16 protein-coding genes are annotated in these 19056 nt (G+C 72.5%); 9 read left to right on the top strand and 7 right to left on the bottom strand.

The window, feature by feature from the left end; genetic code table 11:
- Positions 1 to 36 precede the first annotated feature (36 nt).
- The 5 genes from G408_RS14135 to rpmB all read right to left on the bottom strand — a co-directional run bounded on the left by G408_RS14135 (position 37) and on the right by rpmB (position 6779).
- Entirely contained in the window at positions 37 to 3300 is a 3264-nt protein-coding gene (locus G408_RS14135; protein WP_051282853.1) for an EAL domain-containing protein, read from the bottom strand.
- Positions 3297 to 4268 (bottom strand): ABC transporter substrate-binding protein, encoded by a 972-nt coding sequence (locus tag G408_RS14130; protein ID WP_051282852.1) that lies wholly within the window; start codon positions 4266 to 4268, stop codon positions 3297 to 3299. The genes G408_RS14135 and G408_RS14130 overlap by 4 nt, the downstream gene beginning before the upstream one ends.
- Before the next feature lie 15 nt (positions 4269 to 4283).
- Positions 4284 to 6257 (bottom strand): acetate--CoA ligase, encoded by a 1974-nt coding sequence (acs, locus tag G408_RS0109645; protein WP_028770918.1) that lies wholly within the window; start codon positions 6255 to 6257, stop codon positions 4284 to 4286.
- Positions 6258 to 6365: 108 nt separating this feature from the next.
- Positions 6366 to 6530, bottom strand: a complete 165-nt coding sequence (gene rpmG / locus G408_RS0109640; RefSeq protein WP_028770917.1) for a 50S ribosomal protein L33 — start codon at positions 6528 to 6530, stop codon at positions 6366 to 6368.
- 12 nt (positions 6531 to 6542) lie between these two features.
- Positions 6543 to 6779, bottom strand: coding sequence for a 50S ribosomal protein L28 (gene rpmB, locus G408_RS0109635; RefSeq protein ID WP_028770916.1), 237 nt, complete (start codon positions 6777 to 6779; stop codon positions 6543 to 6545).
- A gap of 227 nt (positions 6780 to 7006) precedes the next feature.
- On the opposite strand from rpmB, the gene G408_RS14855 reads away from it, so the two are divergent.
- The 5 genes from G408_RS14855 to katG all read left to right on the top strand — a co-directional run bounded on the left by G408_RS14855 (position 7007) and on the right by katG (position 12664).
- The gene (locus G408_RS14855) at positions 7007 to 7324 is read left to right on the top strand and encodes a GNAT family N-acetyltransferase (protein ID WP_051282851.1); all 318 of its coding nucleotides are present in this window, start codon (positions 7007 to 7009) and stop codon (positions 7322 to 7324) included.
- A gap of 30 nt (positions 7325 to 7354) precedes the next feature.
- Complete coding sequence (locus G408_RS0109625) at positions 7355 to 8176, top strand: SAM-dependent methyltransferase (RefSeq protein ID WP_084628184.1); 822 nt, start codon at positions 7355 to 7357, stop codon at positions 8174 to 8176.
- 13 nt (positions 8177 to 8189) lie between these two features.
- On the top strand, positions 8190 to 8465 hold the full coding sequence (locus G408_RS0109620; protein WP_028770914.1) for a hypothetical protein: 276 nt from the start codon (positions 8190 to 8192) through the stop codon (positions 8463 to 8465).
- Positions 8466 to 8468: 3 nt separating this feature from the next.
- On the top strand, positions 8469 to 10244 hold the full coding sequence (locus G408_RS0109615) for a GGDEF domain-containing protein (RefSeq protein ID WP_028770913.1): 1776 nt from the start codon (positions 8469 to 8471) through the stop codon (positions 10242 to 10244).
- Between the two features lie 212 nt (positions 10245 to 10456).
- Positions 10457 to 12664, top strand: a complete 2208-nt coding sequence (katG, locus tag G408_RS0109610; RefSeq protein WP_028770912.1) for a catalase/peroxidase HPI — start codon at positions 10457 to 10459, stop codon at positions 12662 to 12664.
- 110 nt (positions 12665 to 12774) lie between these two features.
- Here katG and G408_RS14120 read toward each other — a convergent pair whose 3' ends face one another.
- Entirely contained in the window at positions 12775 to 15387 is a 2613-nt protein-coding gene (locus tag G408_RS14120) for an EAL domain-containing protein (protein ID WP_051282850.1), read from the bottom strand.
- A gap of 122 nt (positions 15388 to 15509) precedes the next feature.
- Between G408_RS14120 and hemB the strand changes: the two genes are divergently transcribed.
- Genes hemB through G408_RS14115 form a run of 3 tightly spaced genes read left to right on the top strand, consistent with a single transcriptional unit; the run spans position 15510 to position 17629 of the window.
- Positions 15510 to 16505 (top strand): porphobilinogen synthase, encoded by a 996-nt coding sequence (gene hemB / locus G408_RS0109595; RefSeq protein ID WP_028770911.1) that lies wholly within the window; start codon positions 15510 to 15512, stop codon positions 16503 to 16505.
- Between the two features lie 14 nt (positions 16506 to 16519).
- A complete protein-coding gene (gene aroE / locus G408_RS0109590) occupies positions 16520 to 17362 on the top strand; it encodes a shikimate dehydrogenase (RefSeq protein WP_028770910.1) in 843 nt (280 codons plus the stop codon).
- A gap of 9 nt (positions 17363 to 17371) precedes the next feature.
- Positions 17372 to 17629: a YkgJ family cysteine cluster protein gene (locus G408_RS14115; RefSeq protein WP_037412906.1), complete on the top strand. Its 258-nt coding sequence runs from the start codon at positions 17372 to 17374 to the stop codon at positions 17627 to 17629.
- Between the two features lie 11 nt (positions 17630 to 17640).
- On the opposite strand, the gene G408_RS0109580 is transcribed toward G408_RS14115, so the two are convergent.
- A complete protein-coding gene (locus G408_RS0109580; RefSeq protein WP_028770908.1) occupies positions 17641 to 18183 on the bottom strand; it encodes a gamma carbonic anhydrase family protein in 543 nt (180 codons plus the stop codon).
- Positions 18184 to 18294: 111 nt separating this feature from the next.
- On the opposite strand from G408_RS0109580, the gene G408_RS14110 reads away from it, so the two are divergent.
- A complete protein-coding gene (locus tag G408_RS14110) occupies positions 18295 to 19053 on the top strand; it encodes a ParA family protein (protein ID WP_051282849.1) in 759 nt (252 codons plus the stop codon).
- Positions 19054 to 19056: the final 3 nt, after the last annotated feature.

Below are 19056 nucleotides of genomic sequence, written 5' to 3'. Positions count from 1 at the left end.
CAGTGTACGCCGCGGTGCCGGCGGCGGCGTGCCGGCTCAGGAGGGCTGCAGGGCGCGCGGCATGGCGGGCAGGTGGCGGGCGAAGGCGAGCAGGGCTGCCTCGTCCATCGGCTGGCCGTAGAGGTAGCCCTGGGCATCGTCGCAGCCGAGGGCGCGCAGGTGGCGGGCGTCCTCGGGGTGCTCCACGCCCTCGGCCACCACCGTGAGGCCGAGGTGGTGGGCGAGCGCGATGATGGTCTTGACGATGCCCTCGGCGCCCGCGGAGCGGCGCATGTCGCGCACGAAGGCCTGGTCGATCTTCAGCCGGTCGATGGCCATGCGCGAGAGGTAGGAGAGCGAGGAGAAGCCGGTGCCGAAGTCGTCGATGGCGAGGCGGATGCCGCGTTCACGCACCAGGCGCAGGCGGGCGAGCGCGTCCTCGGTGTCGCGCATCAGCAGTGATTCTGTCAGCTCCAGCTCCAGCAGGCTGGCAGGGAGGCCGCTCTCGCGCAGGGCGGCCATCACGTCGGAGAGGAAGCGGTCGCGGCGGAACTGCAGGGCCGAGACATTCACCGAGACCGGCACCGGCGGCAGGCCGGCGGCCTGCAGGCGCATGTTGGCGGCGCAGGCCTCGCGCAGCACGAAGTCGCCGAGCGGCACGATGAGGCCGGTGTCCTCGGCAAGTCCGATGAACAGGCCGGGCGAGAGCTCGCCGCGCAGCGGGTGCTGCCAGCGCACCAGGGCCTCGATGCCCACCAGATGGCCGTCTTCCAGCGAGACCTGGGGCTGGAAGCGCAGGAACAGCTCTCCGTTCTCCAGCGCCAGCCGCAGTTCCGATTCGAGGGTGAGCCGCTCGCGGCTGGCCCGGCCGCGGCCCGGGGTATAGACGCCGAGGCTGTTGCGGCCGCCCTCGCGGGCGATCTGGATCGCCGAGGTGGCGGCCACCAGCAGCATCTCCGGGTCGCTGCCATGCTGAGGTGCCAAGGCAAGGCCGATGCTGAGGCCGATGGCCACCGGCGTGTCATGCACCGTGAGCGGGTGGCGGAAGGCGGCATGGATGGCGGCGGCTCGCGCCTGCGCCTCGCCGGCATCCAGGCCGGGCAGGGCGGCGGCGAACAGGTCGCCTTCCAGCCGGGCGAGCAGGGCCGCTTCGCCCAGCACCTCGCGCAGCCGCCCGGCCACGGTGCGCAGCACCTCGTCGCCGGCCTGCATGCCGAGGCTCTGGTTCACCTGGCGGAAGCCGTCGAGATTGAGGCAGAGCAGGGCCAGCACCGGGTCGCGGGCCAGCGCCGCCTCCACCTCGCCGAGGAAGCTGCGGCGGTTGGGCAGGCCGGTGAGCGGGTCGGTGCGGCTCAGCAGGTCGAGGCGTTTCAGGATGGCCTGGCGCTCGCTCATGTCGGTGAACTGGCCGACGTAGCAGGCGCCGGAAGGCTCGCCCTCGGGGACGCGGATGATCGAGAGGTGCTCCGGGTAGAGCTCGCCGTTGCGGCGGCGGTTCCAGATCTCGCCCTCCCAGCGGCCGTGGCGGAGCAGCGCGTCCCACATCGCGGCGTAGAAGGCCTCGTCGTGCAGGCCGGAGGACAGCACCGAGGGTTTGCGGCCCAGCACCTCGCTGGCGGCATAGCCGGTGAGCCGTTCGAAAGCCGGGTTCACCGAGAGGATACGGCCGTCGGCATCGCAGACCAGGATACCCTCGCGGGTGTTGTCGACGATCGCCTTGGCTAGGCGCTGCGCGGCTTCGGTTTCGCGCCGGGCACTGATGTCCATGACCACACCGCCTATGCGCAGGGCCCGGCCCGTGGCATCGCGCGCAAGAGCGTTGCCGATCAGGTGCACCCAGACCCAGTGGCCTTCGGCATGGCGCAGCCGGAGATCGACCTCGCAATGTGTGCGTTCGCCACGGGTGATGCAGGCCTCGGCCTCGAGCAGCCGGGCGAGATCCTCGTGGTGCACCCAGGACTGCCATTCCGTCCGTGCCACCGCCGGCTGCGGCGGGCGCCCGAGCATGGCGAACCAGCGCTCGCTGGCCTGCAGGCGGCCCTCGGCGAGGTCCTGCTCCCAGGCAGCGAGATGGGCGGCGGTGAGGGCGGCCGCCAGCCGGCGGTCGGCCTCGTGGGCGCGGCGCAGGCTCTCCTGGTGGCCGAGGCTGAGGCTGAGGTCGGCGGCCACCGTGCCCAGGGCATCGAGGGTGGCGGGCGGGAGCGGGCGCCCCACCGGCGGGGCCAGCGCCAGCAGGCCGAAGCCCTGCTCCGGGCCAACGATGGGCAGCAGGGCGAGGTCCTGCCCTTCGAGCGTGGCAGCCACCGCCCGGCGTTCGCGCAGGGCGAGGGCGAGCGGGTGGGTGGCGTCTGCCGGGGTGTCGAGGTCGAGCGCTTCCGGCCCGGGCAGGCGCGCGGCCTCGCCCTTCAGGCAGAGGCGCTGCAGGCGCCGCCCTCCGGCCTCCAGCCGCCAGGCCGCGGCCGCGGCGAAGCCGCCTTCCTCCACCAGCACGGCGCAGACCGCGGGCAGCAGGGCATCGGCCTCCGGGTGGTGCAGGGCGAGCCGGCTGCATTCGCCCAGCGCCCGCAGCAGGCGGGCATCGCGGTGCCAGGCATGGCCCACCTCGCCCAGCACCTGCGCCACGGCGGCGAGCTCGTCGCCGCCCGCGAGTTCGGCAGGCGGCGGCAGTTCGCGCAGCCTGAGCTGGCGGGCGTAGTCGCGCAGGGCCTGGCCGCGGCGCACCCACAGTTCGCCGAGCAGCCACCACAGGCCCGCGGCGATCAGGCCGATGCGCACCAGTTCCAGGCCGAAGTTCTGGTAGGCATCGTGCAGGCGCTCGGTGAAGGCGCCGCGGGCCGTGCCGAGGATCAGCAGCTGCCCGCGTCCGCCCAGTTCCGGGCGCAGGTCCAGCGGGCGGCTCGCCGGCAGCGGAGCGAGCTGCCGGGGGGGCAGGGCCTCGGGCGGGCGCTCCAGCACGGCAGGATCGAGCCCGGCGCGGGCGAGTGCCGCCGCCAGCGGCTGGCCGAGGTCCTGCCGCCACAGGCTGCCGCGCACCCGGCCCTCGGCATCCACCCACCAGGCCTCCTCCACGGCTGGATGCAGGGCGAGCGTGGTGATCAGGCGCTGCAGGCCCACGCCCTCGTCCAGACCGGCAAGAGCGCTGAGCCGGGCGGCCTGCATCTGGGCCAGCTCCGCGAGCAGGGTGCGGGTGTCGTCCACGGCATCGCGCCGGGCCGATTCGCGGTGCGCCCAGAGCGCCGCCGCGCCGGTGAGCAGGGCCAGCAGGGCCAGGGCCAGGGTCAGCACCGTCTGCGCCGGCCAGCGGGCGAACCAGCGGATCACCGGGGCGGCTCCGCGGCGACGGGATACCGCCTGGGGCGGGCAGGACCGATGGCCCCGGGGCCGAGATGGCGGACGATGCGGTCCTCGACCCCCTCGATCGGTGCCGGGTGCCCTTCCAGCCAGGCCCGGCCGCGGCGGCTGTCGTGCAGGTCCACCAGGGCGAGTGCTGCCCGGTACTCCTCCGGAGAGACGGCCATGCCGCGGGCCAGCATGGCCACCGTGGCCTCGTCGGCGCGGGCAAGGCCGGCCACGCCGGCATCCCAGGCCGCCATCAGGGCGTTCAGCCGGCCTGGCGGCTGCCGCTCCGGTTCGCGCAGCACCAGCACGTCGAGCACCAGGCCGGGGTGCTCGCGGGTGGAGAACAGCACCTCGGCGCCCTGCGCCTCGAGGGTCTGCAGGATGGGGGCGAAGGCCACCACGCCGGCCGCCTCGCCGCGGGCCCAGGCGATCGGCAGGCGCGAGGACTGCACGCGCCGCACCGTCACCGAGGAGAGCGGCACGCCGGCGATCTCGAAGGCAGCGGCCAGCACCAGCTGGCCCACTGCGGTGTCCTCCACCAGCACGGTCTGGCCGGCGAGGGCGGCGAGGCTGCCGGTGCCCGGGCGGCCGAGTAGGGCGTCGCCGCCGCGCGAGTCGGAGAGCACCGCCACGATGGCATGCGGGGTGCCGCTGTCGGCGAGCCGCAGGCTCTCGTCGAGGGTCAGGCCGGCGCCATCGATGCGGCCCTCGCGCAGGGCCTCCAGCACTTCGGTGGTCGAGCCCAGTTCCACCAGTTCCACTCCGGGCGGCAGCTGCCCGGTCTCGCGGGCCAGCACCAGCGGCTCATAGCCGATCCAGGGGCCGAGGCCGATCCGCAGCACGTCCGGCGGATGCGGCGCCCGCGCCCAGCCGAACAGCAGCAGGCCGCCGCCGGTGGCCGCCAGCAGGAGCAGCAGGATCAGGCCGCGAGGGGAGCGCGCAGCGGGCATGGCGCGATCTTGACCTCAGCGCCGCCGGTGTTCCACCAGGTGCTGCACCACGCCGGGGTCGGCCAGGGTGCTGGTATCGCCCAGGCTCTCGGCGCTGGGCGGCTCGGGGCCGGCCTCGGCGATCTTGCGCAGGATGCGGCGCATGATCTTGCCGCTGCGGGTCTTGGGCAGGCCGGGCGCCCACTGGATGTGGTCGGGCTGGGCGATGGCGCCGATGGCCTGGCGCACCTGCTGCTTCAGGGCGGCGAGCAGCGCCTCGTCGGCGCTGATGCCGGCCTTCGGCGTCACGAAAGCATAGATGCCCTGTCCCTTGAGCGGGTGAGGGAAGCCCACCACCGCCGCCTCGGCCACCGCCGGATGGGCTACCAGCGCGCTCTCCACCTCGGCGGTGCCGATGCGGTGGCCGGAGACATTGATCACGTCGTCCACCCGCCCGGTGATCCACAGATCGCCCCCGGCATCGCGGCGGGCGCCATCGCCGGTGAAGTAGCGCCCGGGATAGGTGCGGAAGTAGGTGTCGATGAAGCGCTTCTGGTCGCCGAACACGCCGCGCATCTGCCCCGGCCAGGAGTCCAGCAGCACCAGGTTGCCGCTCGCCTCGCCCTCGAGCTCGCGGCCCTCGGCATCGACCAGGGCAACACGGATGCCGGGCAGCGGCTTCGTCGCCGAGCCGGGTTTCATCGGCCCGGCGCCGGGCAGCGGGGCGATGAGGATGCCGCCGGTCTCGGTCTGCCACCAGGTGTCCACCACCGGGCAGCGTTCCTCGCCCACCACGCGGTGGTACCAGCGCCAGGCCTCGGGGTTGATCGGCTCGCCCACCGTGCCGAGCAGGCGCAGGCTGCGGCGCGAGCGGGCGCGCACCGGGGCCTCGCCCTCGCGCATCAGGGCGCGGATGGCGGTGGGCGCGGTGTAGAGCGTGGTGACGCCGTGGCGATCGACGATGTCCCACAGCCGCCCGGCGTCCGGCCAGGTGGGCACGCCCTCGAACAGCACGCAGGTGGCGCCGTTGGCGAGCGGGCCATAGACAAGATAGCTGTGGCCGGTGATCCAGCCGATATCGGCGGTGCAGAAGTACACGTCGTCCTCGCGGTGATCGAACACCGCGTGGAAGGTCCAGCTCGCCCACGCGAGATAACCACCGCTGGTATGCAGCACGCCCTTCGGTTTTCCGGTGGAGCCCGAGGTGTAGAGGATGAACAGCGGGTCCTCGGCGCCCATGGCCTCGGCCTCGTGCACCGCGGGCTGGCCTTCCAGCAGCGCTTCCAGCCAGCGGTCGCGTGGCATCTGCATCGGCACCGCGGCGCCGGTATGGCGCACCACCAGCACGGTCTCCACGCTGGTGGTGCCGGGCAGGCGCAGGGCCTCGTCCACCATCGCCTTCAGCGGGATGCGCCGGCCGCCGCGCCGGCCCTCGTCGGCGGTGATCACCAGCTTTGCGCCGCAGTCGGCGATGCGGTCGGCCACCGCCTGCGGGGCGAAGCCGGCGAACACCACCGAGTGGATGGCGCCGATGCGGGCGCAGGCCAGCATCGCCACCACGGCCTCCGGGATCATCGGCAGGTAGATCGTCACCCGGTCGCCGCGCCGCACCCCGAGGTTCTGCAGCACCCGGGCGAGGCGGCAGGTGCGGGCATGGAGCTCGCGGTAGCTGATGCGCTGCGCGGCCTCGGCGGGCTCGTCCGGTTCCCAGAGGAGCGCCGTCTTGTCGCCGCGGGTGGCGAGGTGGCGGTCGAGGCAGTTCTCGGCCGCGTTCAGCAGGCCGTCGGCGTACCAGCGGATGCGGAAGTCGGCGGCATCGAAGCTCACGTCCTTGACCTGGGTGGGCGGCCGGCGCCAGTCGAGGCGCGCGGCAAGCCCGCGCCACCAGCCTTCGGGGTCGCGGGCCACGGCGGCATGGGCCTCGGCGAGGCGGGCCGCGTCGTAGTGGGCGCGTTCGGCGAAACCGGCGGGCAGGGGCAGGGTCGCGGGGGCGGGCGGGGTGTCGGACATGGTGGGCGGGTCGCACGGTGCGGGGCCCCAGTGTGCGATGGCCGCCGGAAACAAAAAACCCGCCCTCGCGGGCGGGTTTTCGCAGAGCGGATCGAGGCAGCGCGCGGCTTACTTGATCTTCGCTTCCTTGTAGATGACGTGCTTGCGGATGGTCGGATCGTACTTCTTGATCTCGAACTTGCCGGTCATCGTCTTCTTGTTCTTGTCCGTGGTGTAGAAGTGGCCGGTACCGGCCGAGGACACCAGGCGGATCTTGTCGCGCTTCGAGGCCATGTGCGTTCTCCCTTAGACCTTGACGCCCGAGGCACGCAGCTCGGCGAGCACGGCGTCGATGCCGTTCTTGTCGATGGTGCGCAGCGCGTTCGTCGAGATGCGCAGCTTCACCCAGCGGTTCTCGCTGGCCACCCAGAAACGGCGCTCATGGATGTTCGCCGAGAAACGGCGGCGGGTCTTGTTGTTGGCGTGGGAAACATTGTTGCCCGACATCACGCCCTTGCCGGTCAGCTGACACTTGCGGCCCATCTGGCCCTCCTGGGTGCTGCGTGGGTGCCCCCCGTTGCCCGGGTGGCTTCGGCCCGTCCCCCGGCCGCGGGCCGGGCCCCGGCGAAGCAGGGCTGGACGGAAAACGCCCTGCGGGCGGGTCCGGCGGACGTGCCGCGGAAGCCCGAGGGAGCCGCGCATCATGCCAGCCGCCGGGGCTGTGGACAAGTTGGCCCCGCCCGGCCGTTCAGCATGGCAGGCTGACGCCAATGCCCGATGCGCCGCCCCTGCCGGCCCCGCCCTTCCTGCTCCGGCCCTATGCGGCCGGCGACGAGGGCGAGGTCGGGGTACTGCTCTTCCCGGCCTGGCAGGGGCGCGGCGCGGCCAGTGCCGCGATCGGCGCCCTGCGGCCCTGGGCCTTCGCGGCGGTGGGCCTCGCCGCCCTGACCTGCCACCATGCCGCCGGGCACGCGGCGATGGCGGCCCTGATGCGGCGCCTGGGCTTCCGGCCGGTGCCGCCGCGGCCCGATGTCGCGGTGCCCTGCGGCTGGGAGTGCCGGGCTCCGGAGGCCATGGCCGCCGGGTAGGCTGCGTGCCGGCCTCCCGCGACCCGCGCCATGACCGACGCCGCCCCGCCCTCGCCGCCCCGTCCGCACCTCGCCTGCGTAGGCCTTGGCATGATGCTCGGCGCCCACCTCACCCCGCGGGCCCGCGGCTGGCTGGAGGGTGCCGACGTGGTGTGGGTGGCGGCCAGCGACCCCCTCGTCGAGGCCTGGGCGCTGGCCCTCAACCCGAACAGCCGCAGCCTCCAGGGCCTGTACGCCGAGGGCAGGCCGCGCCAGCACACCTACCGCGAGATGGTGGAGACCCTGCTGGCCGGGCTGCGGGCCGGGCGCCGCGTGGCGGGGGCCTTCTACGGCCATCCCGGGGTGTTCGCCCAGGTGCCGCACGTGGCCGTGGCCCGGGCCCGGGCCGAGGGCTTCGAGGCGGTGATGGAACCCGGCATCTCGGCCGCGGACTGCCTCTACGCCGATCTCGGCATCGACCCCGGGCATGTCGGTTGCGCCCATTACGAGGCAAGCCAGCTGCTGTTCTACCGGCGCCTGATCGACACCAGCGCCTGGCTGGTGCTGTGGCAGGTCGGGCTGGCCGGCGACCGTACCTATGCCGTTCGCGAAAGCAGCGCGGCGCAGCGCCAGCAACTGGTGGAGCGCCTGCTCCGGGACTACCCCCCGGAGCACCCGGCCATCGTCTACGAGGCCGCCACCCTGCCGGTCGGCCGGCCGCGCATCGAGACCCTGCCGCTCGCAGGGCTCGCCGGCGCCCGGCTGCACATGCACAGCACCCTCGTGCTGCCCCCGGCGCGGCCGCTCGAGCCCGAGCCCTTGCATGGCGCGGAGCCTGCTGTCAGCATCCGTTCAGCCACTCCGGCTGGATAGGGATGCCTGCGCCATGCACCCGCTGATCGCCCTGCTCGACACCCTGGGCCGCCAGCCCGGCGCCGACCTCGACGCCCTGCTCGCCGATCCGTCGCTCGACCTGCCCGCCCGTGAGGCCCTGCGGGCCCGCGATCCGCACGCCCTCGCCCGGGCCTTCGGCGTGCAGGCGCCGCTGTGGTGCCTGGTGAATGCCCCGGAAGACGAGCCGAGGCCGGTGGAAGACCTGCCCGACGACGCGCCGGACGAGGAATCGCCCGACGAGGCGCCGGAGCGCGCGCCCGGACGTTGAGCGATGCGCTGCCGGGCCGCCCTGCTGCTGGCCCTGCTGCTGGCCTCGCCCGGCGCGGGGAGCGCTGCGCCCGGGGACGGCACGGATCCGGCCCTGCAGGCCGAGATGGAGCGTTTGCTCGCCCTGCGCACGCAGGACGTGCCCGTGTTCCTTGCCGGTGTCCGGTCGCTGGAGGCGCGACCGCCTCCCGTCACCCGCGCCCAGCGCGAGGAACTCCAGCTCCTTCGGGCCTACCGCCTGAGCCTCGAGGGGCGGCCGGGCGAGGCGGCCGCGGTGGCCCAGGCCCTGTCGGATCGCGCGGAGGCACCGGCGCTGCGCCTTGCCGCCGGCAGTCTCGCCGTCAACATGCTGTCCAACATCCGCCAGTTCGAGGAGGCGCTGCGCCGCCTGCACCGCCTCCTGCTGGAGTACGACGCGGCGCCCGCGGAGTTGCGGGATGCGCTGCGCAGCCTCTGGGTGACCGCGGCGATCCTCTACCAGGAGATGGGCAAGGCCGAGCTCACCCGGCATTACGCCGAGCGGGTGCTGGAAGGGCAGCCGTCTCCGCGCCAGGCCTGCCTCGCCGGCTACCTCAAGGCGCGCGCCGACGAACTGGCGGAAGTGGCGCGCGAGCCGGACATCGGTGTGCTGCGGGGCACCTGCGATGCTGCCGGGGAGAACGGGGTCTGGCAGGGCTTCATCGATGGGCTGGAGGCGCGCCATCTGCGTCGCCTGGGCCGCCTCGACGAAGCCCAGCGCCATCTCGAGGCGCGCCTCGCGGTGGCCGATGCGGTCGGCTACCCCCTGCTCGCGGCCGAACTCCACGCCCTCGATGCCGAACTCCTGCTGGCGCTGGGCGATCTCGCCCGTGCCGAGGCCCAGGCCCGTGCGGCTCTGTCCCGGGCCGCGAACGCGCCGACCAGCCTGTCGGCCGCGATGGCCGAGAAAGTGCTGTTCGAGGTGGCCCGGCAGCGTGGCGACGACCGCGCCGCCCTCTCGCATCTGCAGGCCTATGTGACGGCCGAGCGAGCGCTCGCCGACGAGGCGCGGATCAAGGACCGCGCCGTGCAGCTGGTGCAGCACGAGATGCTGCAGCGCGAGCAGGCCTTCCGCCTGGCCGAGGCCCGCCATCAGGCCGCCATCCTGAAAGCCCGCCTGGCCCGGGCCGAGGCCCGCAACACCCTGCTCGCCCTGCTCTCGGTGCTCGGCCTGCTGGCCGGGGCCGCGGCCTGGGCCTGGTCGCTGCGCCGCGACGAGCGGCGCTACCGCGCCCTCTCGGAAAGCGACCGCCTCACCGGCTTCGCCAACCGCGCCCACTTCACCCGCCTCGTCGGCGAGGCCCTGCTGGGGGGCGCCAGGCGCGGCGAGGGCATCGCCCTGGTCAGCTTCGATCTCGACCACTTCAAGCGCATCAACGATGAGCACGGCCACCTCAACGGCGACGCGGTGCTGCGTGCCGTGAGCGATGCCGTCCGCACCCTGCCGGCCGCGGCGCGGCGGCGCACCGTGGGCCGCCTCGGCGGCGAGGAGTTCGCGGTGCTGCTGGAGGGCTGCAGCCGCGAGGCGGCGTTGGAGCATGCCGAGGCCTGCCGCCGCGCCATCGCCGGCCTTGCCATCCCGCTCGACGGCGGCGGCGAGGTGCGGATCAGCGCCAGCTTCGGCGTGGCCACGCTCGCCGCCGGGGAGGCCGGGCTGGAGGGCCTGCTGGCCGCCGCCGACCGCGCCCTGTACCGGGCCAAGCACGAGGGCCGCAACCGCATCGTCGCCCTCGGGCCCGGCGAGCTGCGCGACGCCGCCTGAATCTGGCGCCGTGGCGCCCCTTTCGAGCCGCAGCCCTCCGTGAGGGAGGCGTGGCGGGTAAGAGGCCGGTGAGGGGGGGGGGCTTCGATAGTCTCCGGCTATTGAATCGAGAAGAACAATCCATTTCCCCCTGCAACATGACGGGCGTACGGTAGGGGGCCTGCGGCAGTCCGGCCGCATGCCCCCAAGCTCATCGCAAGAGGAGAGCCCCCATGTCCGTCGAAGCGAAATGCCCCTTCCACGCCAGTGCCCCGGCCCACACCAAGGCCGGCGGTCCCTCGAACAGTGACTGGTGGCCGAACCAGCTGAACCTCAAGATCCTCCACCAGCACGACACCAAGTCGAACCCGCGCGGTGCCTTCAACTACCGCGAGGCCTTCAAGACCCTCGACCTCGATGCCGTGGTCGAGGACCTGAAGAAGCTGATGACCGACTCGCAAGACTGGTGGCCGGCCGACTACGGGCACTACGGCCCGCTGTTCATCCGTATGACCTGGCATGCCGCCGGTACCTACCGGGTGCAGGACGGCCGCGGCGGCGGCGGCACCGGCGCCCAGCGCTTCGCCCCGCTGAATTCCTGGCCCGACAACGGCAATCTCGACAAAGCCCGCCGCCTGCTCTGGCCGATCAAGCAGAAGTACGGCGAGAAGCTTTCGTGGGCCGATCTGCTGATCCTCGCCGGCAACGTGGCGATGGAGACCATGGGCTTCAAGACCTTCGGCTTCGGTGGCGGTCGCCCTGACATCTGGGAGCCGGAGGGCGACATCAACTGGGGCCCGGAAAGCGAGTGGCTCGCCACCAGCGACAAGCCGAACAGCCGCTACAGCGGCAAGCGCGATCTCGCCAACCCGCTGGCGGCGGTGCAGATGGGCCTGATCTACGTGAATCCGGAAGGCCCCGACGGCAAGCCCGATCCGCTCGCCTCGGCGCACGACATCCGTGTCACCTTCGGGCGGATGGCCATGAACGACTACGAGACCGTGGCCCTGGTGGCCGGCGGCCATACCTTCGGCAAGGCGCATGGCGCGGGCGATGCCGCCCTGGTGGGCCCGGAGCCGGAGGGCGCCGACATCGCCGAGCAGGGCCTGGGCTGGATCAACAAGTTCGGCAGCGGCAAGGGTCCGCACACCACCACCAGCGGCATCGAGGGTGCCTGGAAGCCGAATCCCACCACCTGGGACATGGGCTATCTCGAAACCCTCTTCAAGTACGAGTGGGAGCTGACCAAGAGCCCGGCCGGTGCGCACCAGTGGAAGCCCAAGGGCAACGACGGCGCCGGCACCGTGGTCGATGCGCACGATCCGACCAAGTTCCACCAGCCGATGATGACCACGGCCGACCTCGCCCTGCGCTTCGACCCGGCCTACGAGAAGATCGCCCGGCACTTCCTCGCCAACCCGGACGAGTTTGCCGACGCCTTCGCCAAGGCCTGGTACAAGCTCACCCACCGCGACATGGGGCCGAAGAGCCGCTACCTCGGCAAGCTGGTGCCGAAGGAAGACCTGATCTGGCAGGACCCGGTGCCGGCCGTGGACCACCCGCTGGTGGACGCGAACGACATCGCCGCGCTGAAGGCGAAGGTGCTGGCCTCCGGCCTCTCCACCGCCCAGCTGGTGCGGGTGGCCTGGGCGTCTGCCTCGATCTTCCGCGGCACCGATTTCCGGGGTGGCGCCAACGGCGCGCGCATCCGCCTCGAGCCGCAGCGCCAGTGGGAGGCCAATGATCCGGCCGAGCTCTCGACGGTGCTGGGCGTGCTGGAGGGCATCCAGAAGGACTTCAACGCCACGGCCGCGGGCGGCAAGAAGATCTCGCTGGCCGATCTCATCGTGCTGGCGGGCGGGGCCGCCATCGAGGCGGCGGCGAAGAAGGGCGGCTTCGACATCAGCGTGCCCTTCCGTCCGGGCCGCACCGATGCCAGCCAGGAGCAGACCGAGATCGATTCCTTCCAGTGGCTGGAACCCAAGGCCGACGGCTTCCGCAACTACGCCAGCAAGGAGACCGAGGCCGATGGTCCGGAGTGGCTGATCGACAAGGCGCATTTGCTCGGCCTCACTGCGCCGCAGATGACGGTGCTGGTGGGCGGCCTGCGCGCCCTCGGCGCCACCTACCGCGACTCGAAGCACGGCGTGTTCACCCACCGTCCGGGCACGCTCTCCAACGACTTCTTCGTCAACCTGCTCGACATGTCGACGAAGTGGACGCGCTCGGCGGCCAACCCGAACGTGCTGGAGGGCCATGACCGCAAGACTGGCGCGCTGAAGTGGACCGGCACCCTGGTGGATCTCGTCTTTGGCTCGAACTCGCAGCTGCGGGCCATTGCCGAGGTCTATGCCGAGGCCGGCGCCGAGCGGAAGTTCGTCGACGACTTCGTGGCCGCCTGGGTCAAGGTGATGGAGAACGACCGCTTCGATCTCGAGTGATTCCCCGCTCCGAAGCCCCGTCCGCCGCAACGGCGGGCGAGGCTTCGCCTTTTCCGCCCCCGCCGGCGGGCTGAGGGCCTGCGCCGTGCGGATGCCGGCGGCCGCCGTGCTCAGGTGGCGTCCGCGGTGGATTGCGCCAGCCAGTGCTCGAGCGGTGCCGGGCGGCCGAAGTGGTAGCCCTGGCCCTGGCGCACGCCGAGGGTCCAGAGGGCCTGGCGCTGTTCCTCGGTCTCGATGCCCTCGCCCACCACCTCGAGCTCGAGCGAGTTCGCCATGGCGACGATGGCGCGGATGATCGGGCGCGAGCCGCCCCGGCCCCCGCCCTCCAAGGTTGAGGCGAAGCTGCGGTCGATCTTCAGCCCGTGCAGCGGGAAGTGCTGCAGGTAGGAGAGCGCCGAGTAGCCGGTGCCGAAATCGTCGAGCACGATCCGCACGCCTGCCCGGTGCAGGGTTTCCAAGGCCGCCCGGGCCACGTCCTTGCGGTCGATCAGCGCGCCCTCCGTCACCTCCACGCAGATCCGCGAGGGCAGCGCGCGCTGGGCCTCGACGAGCTCGAGGAAGCGCCCGGCGAAGTCGGGGGCCAGTAGATGCCGTGGCGAGAGGTTCACCGTGACATAGGCATGGCGGGGGACGATGCGGGTCAGGTCGTGGAGGGCGCAGGCATACATGCGCCAGTCGATCTCCTCGATCAGGCCGGTTTCCTCGGCAAGGCCGAGGAAGGCGCCCGGCGCCAGTACCTCGCCATCGGCGCGGCGCCAGCGCAGCAGGGTCTCGTAGCCGAGCACGGCGCCATTGCCGAGGCTGACGATCGGCTGGTAGTAGGGAATGAACTGGGCGTCTACAAGGCCGTGCCGCAGCTCGCGTTCCAGCTCCAGGCGCTGCTGCGCCACCTGCCGCAGGTTCTCGTCGAACAGGGCGAAGCGCTTGCGGCCATCGGCCTTGGCCCGGTACATCGCGGCGTCGGCATCGCGCAGGATCTCCTCGGCCGAGTGATAGTGCGGCTGCACCATGGCGATGCCCACGCTGGCCGAGCTGTGCAGCTCGCGGCCCTCGACGAAGAAGGGGCGGTCCAGCACCTGCATGATGCGTTCGGCGACATGGATCGCGTCCTCGATGTTGCGGATGCGCTCCAGCAGCACGGCGAACTCGTCGCCGCCGAGGCGGGCCAGGGTGTCGGGGCTGCGCACGCACTCGCCGATGCGCCGCGCCGCTTCGCGCAGCAGGGCATCGCCCACCAGATGGCCTTCCGAATCGTTGATGACCTTGAAGCGGTCGAGGTCGAGGAATAGCACCGCGAACAGGCGTTCGGGCTGCGCGGCATGCTGCGACATCGCCGCCACCAGACGGTCGAGCAGGTACTGCCGGTTCGGCAGCCCGGTCAGGCTGTCGTGCAGGGCCTGGTGCTTGAGCTGCCGCTCCACGCCTTCACGGGCGCTGATCTGCTGGCGCAGGCTCTCGTTGGCGAGCGCCAGCTCGCGGGTGCGTTCGGCCACCCGGCGCTCCAGCTCGAGATAGGCGGTGCGCAGGGCCAGGGCGGCGCGCCGGCGGCCGATGGCGGTGGCAATGTGGGTGGCGACGAAGCCCAGCAGCTCGAGGTCGCGCGGGGTATAGCCGACGTCGTGGCGGTAGCTCTGCACCGCGATCACGCCCACCGGCTGGTCGTCGATCTTCATCGGCGCGCCCATCCACCACATCGCCGGCGTACCGCTGCGCTGGATCACCCCCGCAGCCTGCAGGCCGCGGGCGGTGGCATCGCTCACCAGGAGGGGCTCACCGGTATGGATGACGTGCTCGGTGAGCCCCCGGCCGGCATGGCGCGGGGGGCGCGCCGGGTTCTTCTCGTCCACCGAGTAAGGAAAGCTGATCTCGTCGCGCTCCTCGTCCCATAGCGCGATGTAGAAATTGCGGGCGTCGATCAGCTCGCCGACGATGCCATGCACCTCGGCATAGAAGCGCGGCTCGTCCTCCTCGCGCTCGTGTCGGCTCGCGAGAGCGGTGATGCGGTAGAGCGCGGCCTGCAGGCGCTCGGCGCGCTGGCGCTCCAGCACCTCGGCGCGCAGGGCCTCGGTGCGCTGCTGCACCCGCTCCTCCAGCGCCCGCTTGCCCTCGTGGCGCTCCAGGGCGGTGCCGATGTGCTCGGCCACGTACACCAGCAGCTGCTCTTCCTCCGGCCCGTAACCGATTGCCGGATCGTAGCTCTGTACCACCACCGCGCCGCTCGGGCCGTCCGGCCCGGAGATCGGCACGCCGAGCCAATCGTGGCTCTCCGGTCCGGCGGTAGCCTCGATCCCGAGGGATCGGGCCAGCGCCCGCGAGGGGCCGCGCAGCGGCCGGCCGCGGCGGATCACTTCGAGGGTGAGGCTGCCCGGCAGCTCGGCCTCCTCGAACTCGACCCCGGTCTCGATGCTGTCCGGGGCGGCGCTGTCGGCAAAGTAGACGAAGCGTAGCCGGCGCCCGGCCGGATTCCAGCGGGTGATGAAGAAGTTCTCGGCATACATCAGGGTGCCGACGATGCGGTGCAGCTCGGAGAGCACCTCGCGGGTGGGGCGACCGGAGTTCGCCACCTCGGAAATGGCGAACAGCGCCTCTTGCACGCGCAGCGCCCGCGAGTGGCGTTCCAGCTCGGCCTGTAGCCGCGCGTTCTCCTCCCGCAGGGCGACGAGCGGGTCCGGCGTGGGCGGGTTTGGCGGCATCCTGCCGGGGGCGGGCGGAGGGGCGTCCATCCGCCCGAGTGTAGCCCTGCGTCAAGAGCCTGCGCAGGCAGAAGCGTGATGCCCGTCGAAGAGCGGCGAAGAGCGTGGCGGGCGTAACATTCCGGCTCCCGAAGACCGCTCACCATCCACCCATGACCCAGCTCCGCCACCGCCCCCGCCGCCTGCGTCGCGACGCCTTCTCCCGCCGTCTGGTACGCGAGCACCGGCTGGCGCCGGAGGACTTCATCTACCCCGTCTTCGTCCACGGGCAACCGGGCCGGGCCCCGGTGCCCTCGATGCCGGGCGTGGAGCGGCTGTCGATCGAGGCGCTGCTCGAGGTGGCCGGCGAGGCGCAGGCGCTCGGCATCCCGGCACTGGCCCTGTTCCCAGTGACGCCGCCGGAGGCGAAGAGCGAGGATGCCCGTGAGGCCTGGAATCCGGACGGGCTGGCCCAGCGCGCAGTGCGGGCGCTGAAGGCGCGCTTCCCGGAGCTTGGCGTCATCACCGACGTGGCGCTGGACCCCTTCACCACCCATGGCCAGGACGGCCTGCTCGATGCCTCGGGGTATGTGGCCAACGACGCCACCGTCGAGGCCCTGGTGCGCCAGGCGCTCTCGCATGCCGAGGCCGGGGCCGACGTGGTGGCCCCTTCCGACATGATGGACGGCCGGGTGGGCGCCCTGCGCGATGCGCTGGAGGCCGCCGGCCATGTCAACACCCGCATCCTCGCCTACAGCGCCAAGTACGCCAGCAGCTTCTACGGCCCCTTCCGCGATGCCGTGGGCTCGGCCGCCAACCTCGGCAAGGGCGGCAAGCACACCTACCAGATGGACCCGGCCAATACCGACGAGGCCCTGCGCGAAGTGGCGCTGGACCTCGAGGAGGGCGCCGACATGGTGATGGTGAAGCCCGGCCTGCCCTACCTCGACATCGTGCGCCGGGTGAAGGAGCGCTTCGGCGCCCCCACCTTCGCCTACCAGGTGAGCGGCGAGTACGCCATGCTGAAGGCGGCGGCGATGAACGGCTGGCTCGACGAGCGCGCCTGTGTGCTCGAATCCCTGCTCGCCTTCAAGCGCGCCGGGGCCGACGGCATCCTCACCTACTTCGCCCTCGACGCCGCGCGCTGGCTGCGCGAGGCCCACGCCTGAGAAGGAGAGCGCCCATGACCGCCCGCTATGCCCTGATCGGCCATCCCGTCGCCCATTCGCTCTCGCCGCGCATCCATGCCGCCTTTGGCGAGCAGTGCGGCATTCCCCTGCGCTACGAGCTGATCGACGTGCCGCCCGAGGGCTTCGCGGCGGCGGTGGCGGCCTTCGAGCGCGAGGGCGGCGAGGGGCTCAACATCACCCTGCCGCACAAGGCGGCGGCGCGGGCGCTCTGCGCCACGCTCTCGGCGCGGGCGCGGCGCTGCGGGGCGGTGAACACCCTGATCCGCGGCGCCGGCGGCTGGCATGGCGACAACACCGACGGCACCGGCCTCGTGCACGACCTCACCGAGCGCCACCGCCTCGACCTGCGGGCGCGCAAGGTGCTGCTGCTGGGCGCCGGCGGCGCCGCGCATGGCGTGGCCCCGGCCCTGCTGGATGCCGGCATCGACAGCCTGTGGATCGTCAACCGCACGCCGGAGCGCGCCGATGCGCTCTCCGACCGGCTCGGCGAGCCGGGGCGGGTGCATACCCGCTACTGGAAGGACCTGCCGGAACTCGGCGTCTTCGACATGGTGGTGAACGCCACCTCGGCCGGCCGCGGCAGCGACCGCATGGATCTGCCCTCCAGCCTGGTCTCGGCGCGCACCCTGGCGGTGGACCTGAGCTACGGCGAGGCGGCCATCGCCTTCCTGAGCTGGGCCCGGGCGCAGGGCTGCGAGACCGTGCTGGACGGCCTCGGCATGCTGGTGGAGCAGGCCGCCGAGGCCTTCCGCCTCTGGCATGGCCAGCGCCCCGACACCGACCCGGTCTATGCCGAGCTGCGTGCCCGGGGGCCGGCCCTGCACAGCGCCGAGTAGGCCGCGCCGATGGACTGCCGGGCGGGCTGCGGGGCCTGCTGCATCGCGCCGTCGATCAGCTCGCCGATTCCCGGCATGCCCGGCGGCAAGCCGGCCGGGGTGCGCTGCGTGCAGCTGGATGCCGGGAACCGCTGCCGGCTCTTCGGCGACCCGGCGCGCCCGGCGGTCTGCCGCTCGCTGAAGCCCGAGCCGGCGATGTGCGGTAGTGGCCGGGCCGAGGCGCTCGCCACGCTCGCGGCCTGGGAGCGGCTGACCGCGGCTGGCTGAGCCCGGGCCGTTCAGCCCGGCGGCAGGCCGAGGTACTGGTCTTTGAGCCGCACGTAGTGCTTCGCCGAGTAGTAGAGCTGCTCGATCTCGCGGTCGCTCAAGCGCCGCACCGGCTTCGCCGGATTGCCGAGCCACAGTTCGCCGCTTTCCACCACCTTGCCCGGCGGCACCACCGCGCCGGCGCCGACGAAGCCGTGCCGGCGCACCACCGCGCCGTCGAGCACCAGGGCCTTCATGCCGATCAGGCAGGCATCCTCGATGGTGCAGGCATGGATGCAGGCCGCATGGCCGATGGTCACGTCATCGCCGATCAGGGTGGGGAAACCGCCCGGACGGGTATAGGGGCCCTCGTGGGTCACGTGGATGACCGTGCCGTCCTGCACATTGGTGCGGGCACCGATGCGGATGTGGTTGACATCGCCGCGCACCACCACGCCGGGCCAGAGCGAGGCATCGTCGCCCAGCACCACGTCGCCGATCAGCTGTGCCGCCTCGTCGACGTAGCAGCGCTGGCCGAGTACGGGGAAGGTGTCGCGGAAGGGGCGGATGGCCATGGCATCACCGGAGCAGGGGCGGGGCGACAGTGTACGGAGCCCGGGGCCGGTTGCCTCGCTCCCGGCCGGCACCGACACTGCGCTCCTGGTCCGGTGGGTAAGGAGGAGCGCATGATCGTGACGGTGGCCAACCACAAGGGCGGCGTGGGCAAGACCTCGCTGGCCGCGCACCTCGCCTTCCGGGCCGCGGAACGGGGCAACAAGGTGCTCGCGGTGGACCTCGACGCCCAGGGCAACCTCACCGGCACGCTGGCCGACCGCGGGCGGGCGCTGAAGGCGGATGGCGCGGAGCGTCTGTTCGGCGCCGAGGGCGAGCCGGTGCCGATGGCCGGCTTCGAGGCGAACATCGCCGTGCTGCCGGCCTCGCCGGCACTCAATGCCACCGATCGCGGCCAGCTCTCGCAGGCCTTCAATGCCATCGGGCACCTGAAGTCCCTGTCCAGGGCCTTCGGCTTCATCGTCATCGACACCGCGCCGGCGATCGGCCTGCGCCTCACCGCCGCGCTCGCCGCCTCGCAGCGCCTCGTGGTGCCGCTGCAGCCCGAGGCCTACGCCGTCGACGGCGTTTCGTCCTTGCTCGCCGAGGCGGTGTCGATCGGCGAGCACATGAACCCGGGCCTCGCCCCGGCCGAGTTCGTCATCAACGCCCTGAACCCGCGGGCCCGCCAGCATGCGCAGACCGCGGCCCGGCTCTCGCAGCAGTTCGCGGTGCGCACGCCCTGGCTGCGCCGCTCCATCGCCGTGGCCGATGCGCTGGCGGCGCGGCGCCCGGTATGGCGCGCGCCGGTGGCCAACAGCGCGGTGGCGAACGAGTGGGCGGTGGTCTGCGACGAGCTGCTCGATGCCTTCGGGGTGGTGGATTGGACCTGAAGC

It is taken from the genome of Silanimonas lenta DSM 16282, from assembly GCF_000429065.1.
In the GTDB taxonomy this organism is placed as follows: Bacteria; Pseudomonadota; Gammaproteobacteria; order Xanthomonadales; family Xanthomonadaceae; genus Silanimonas; species Silanimonas lenta.
Note: the sequence above shows the minus strand (reverse complement) of the source record. Positions and strands in the feature narration are given on the sequence as shown.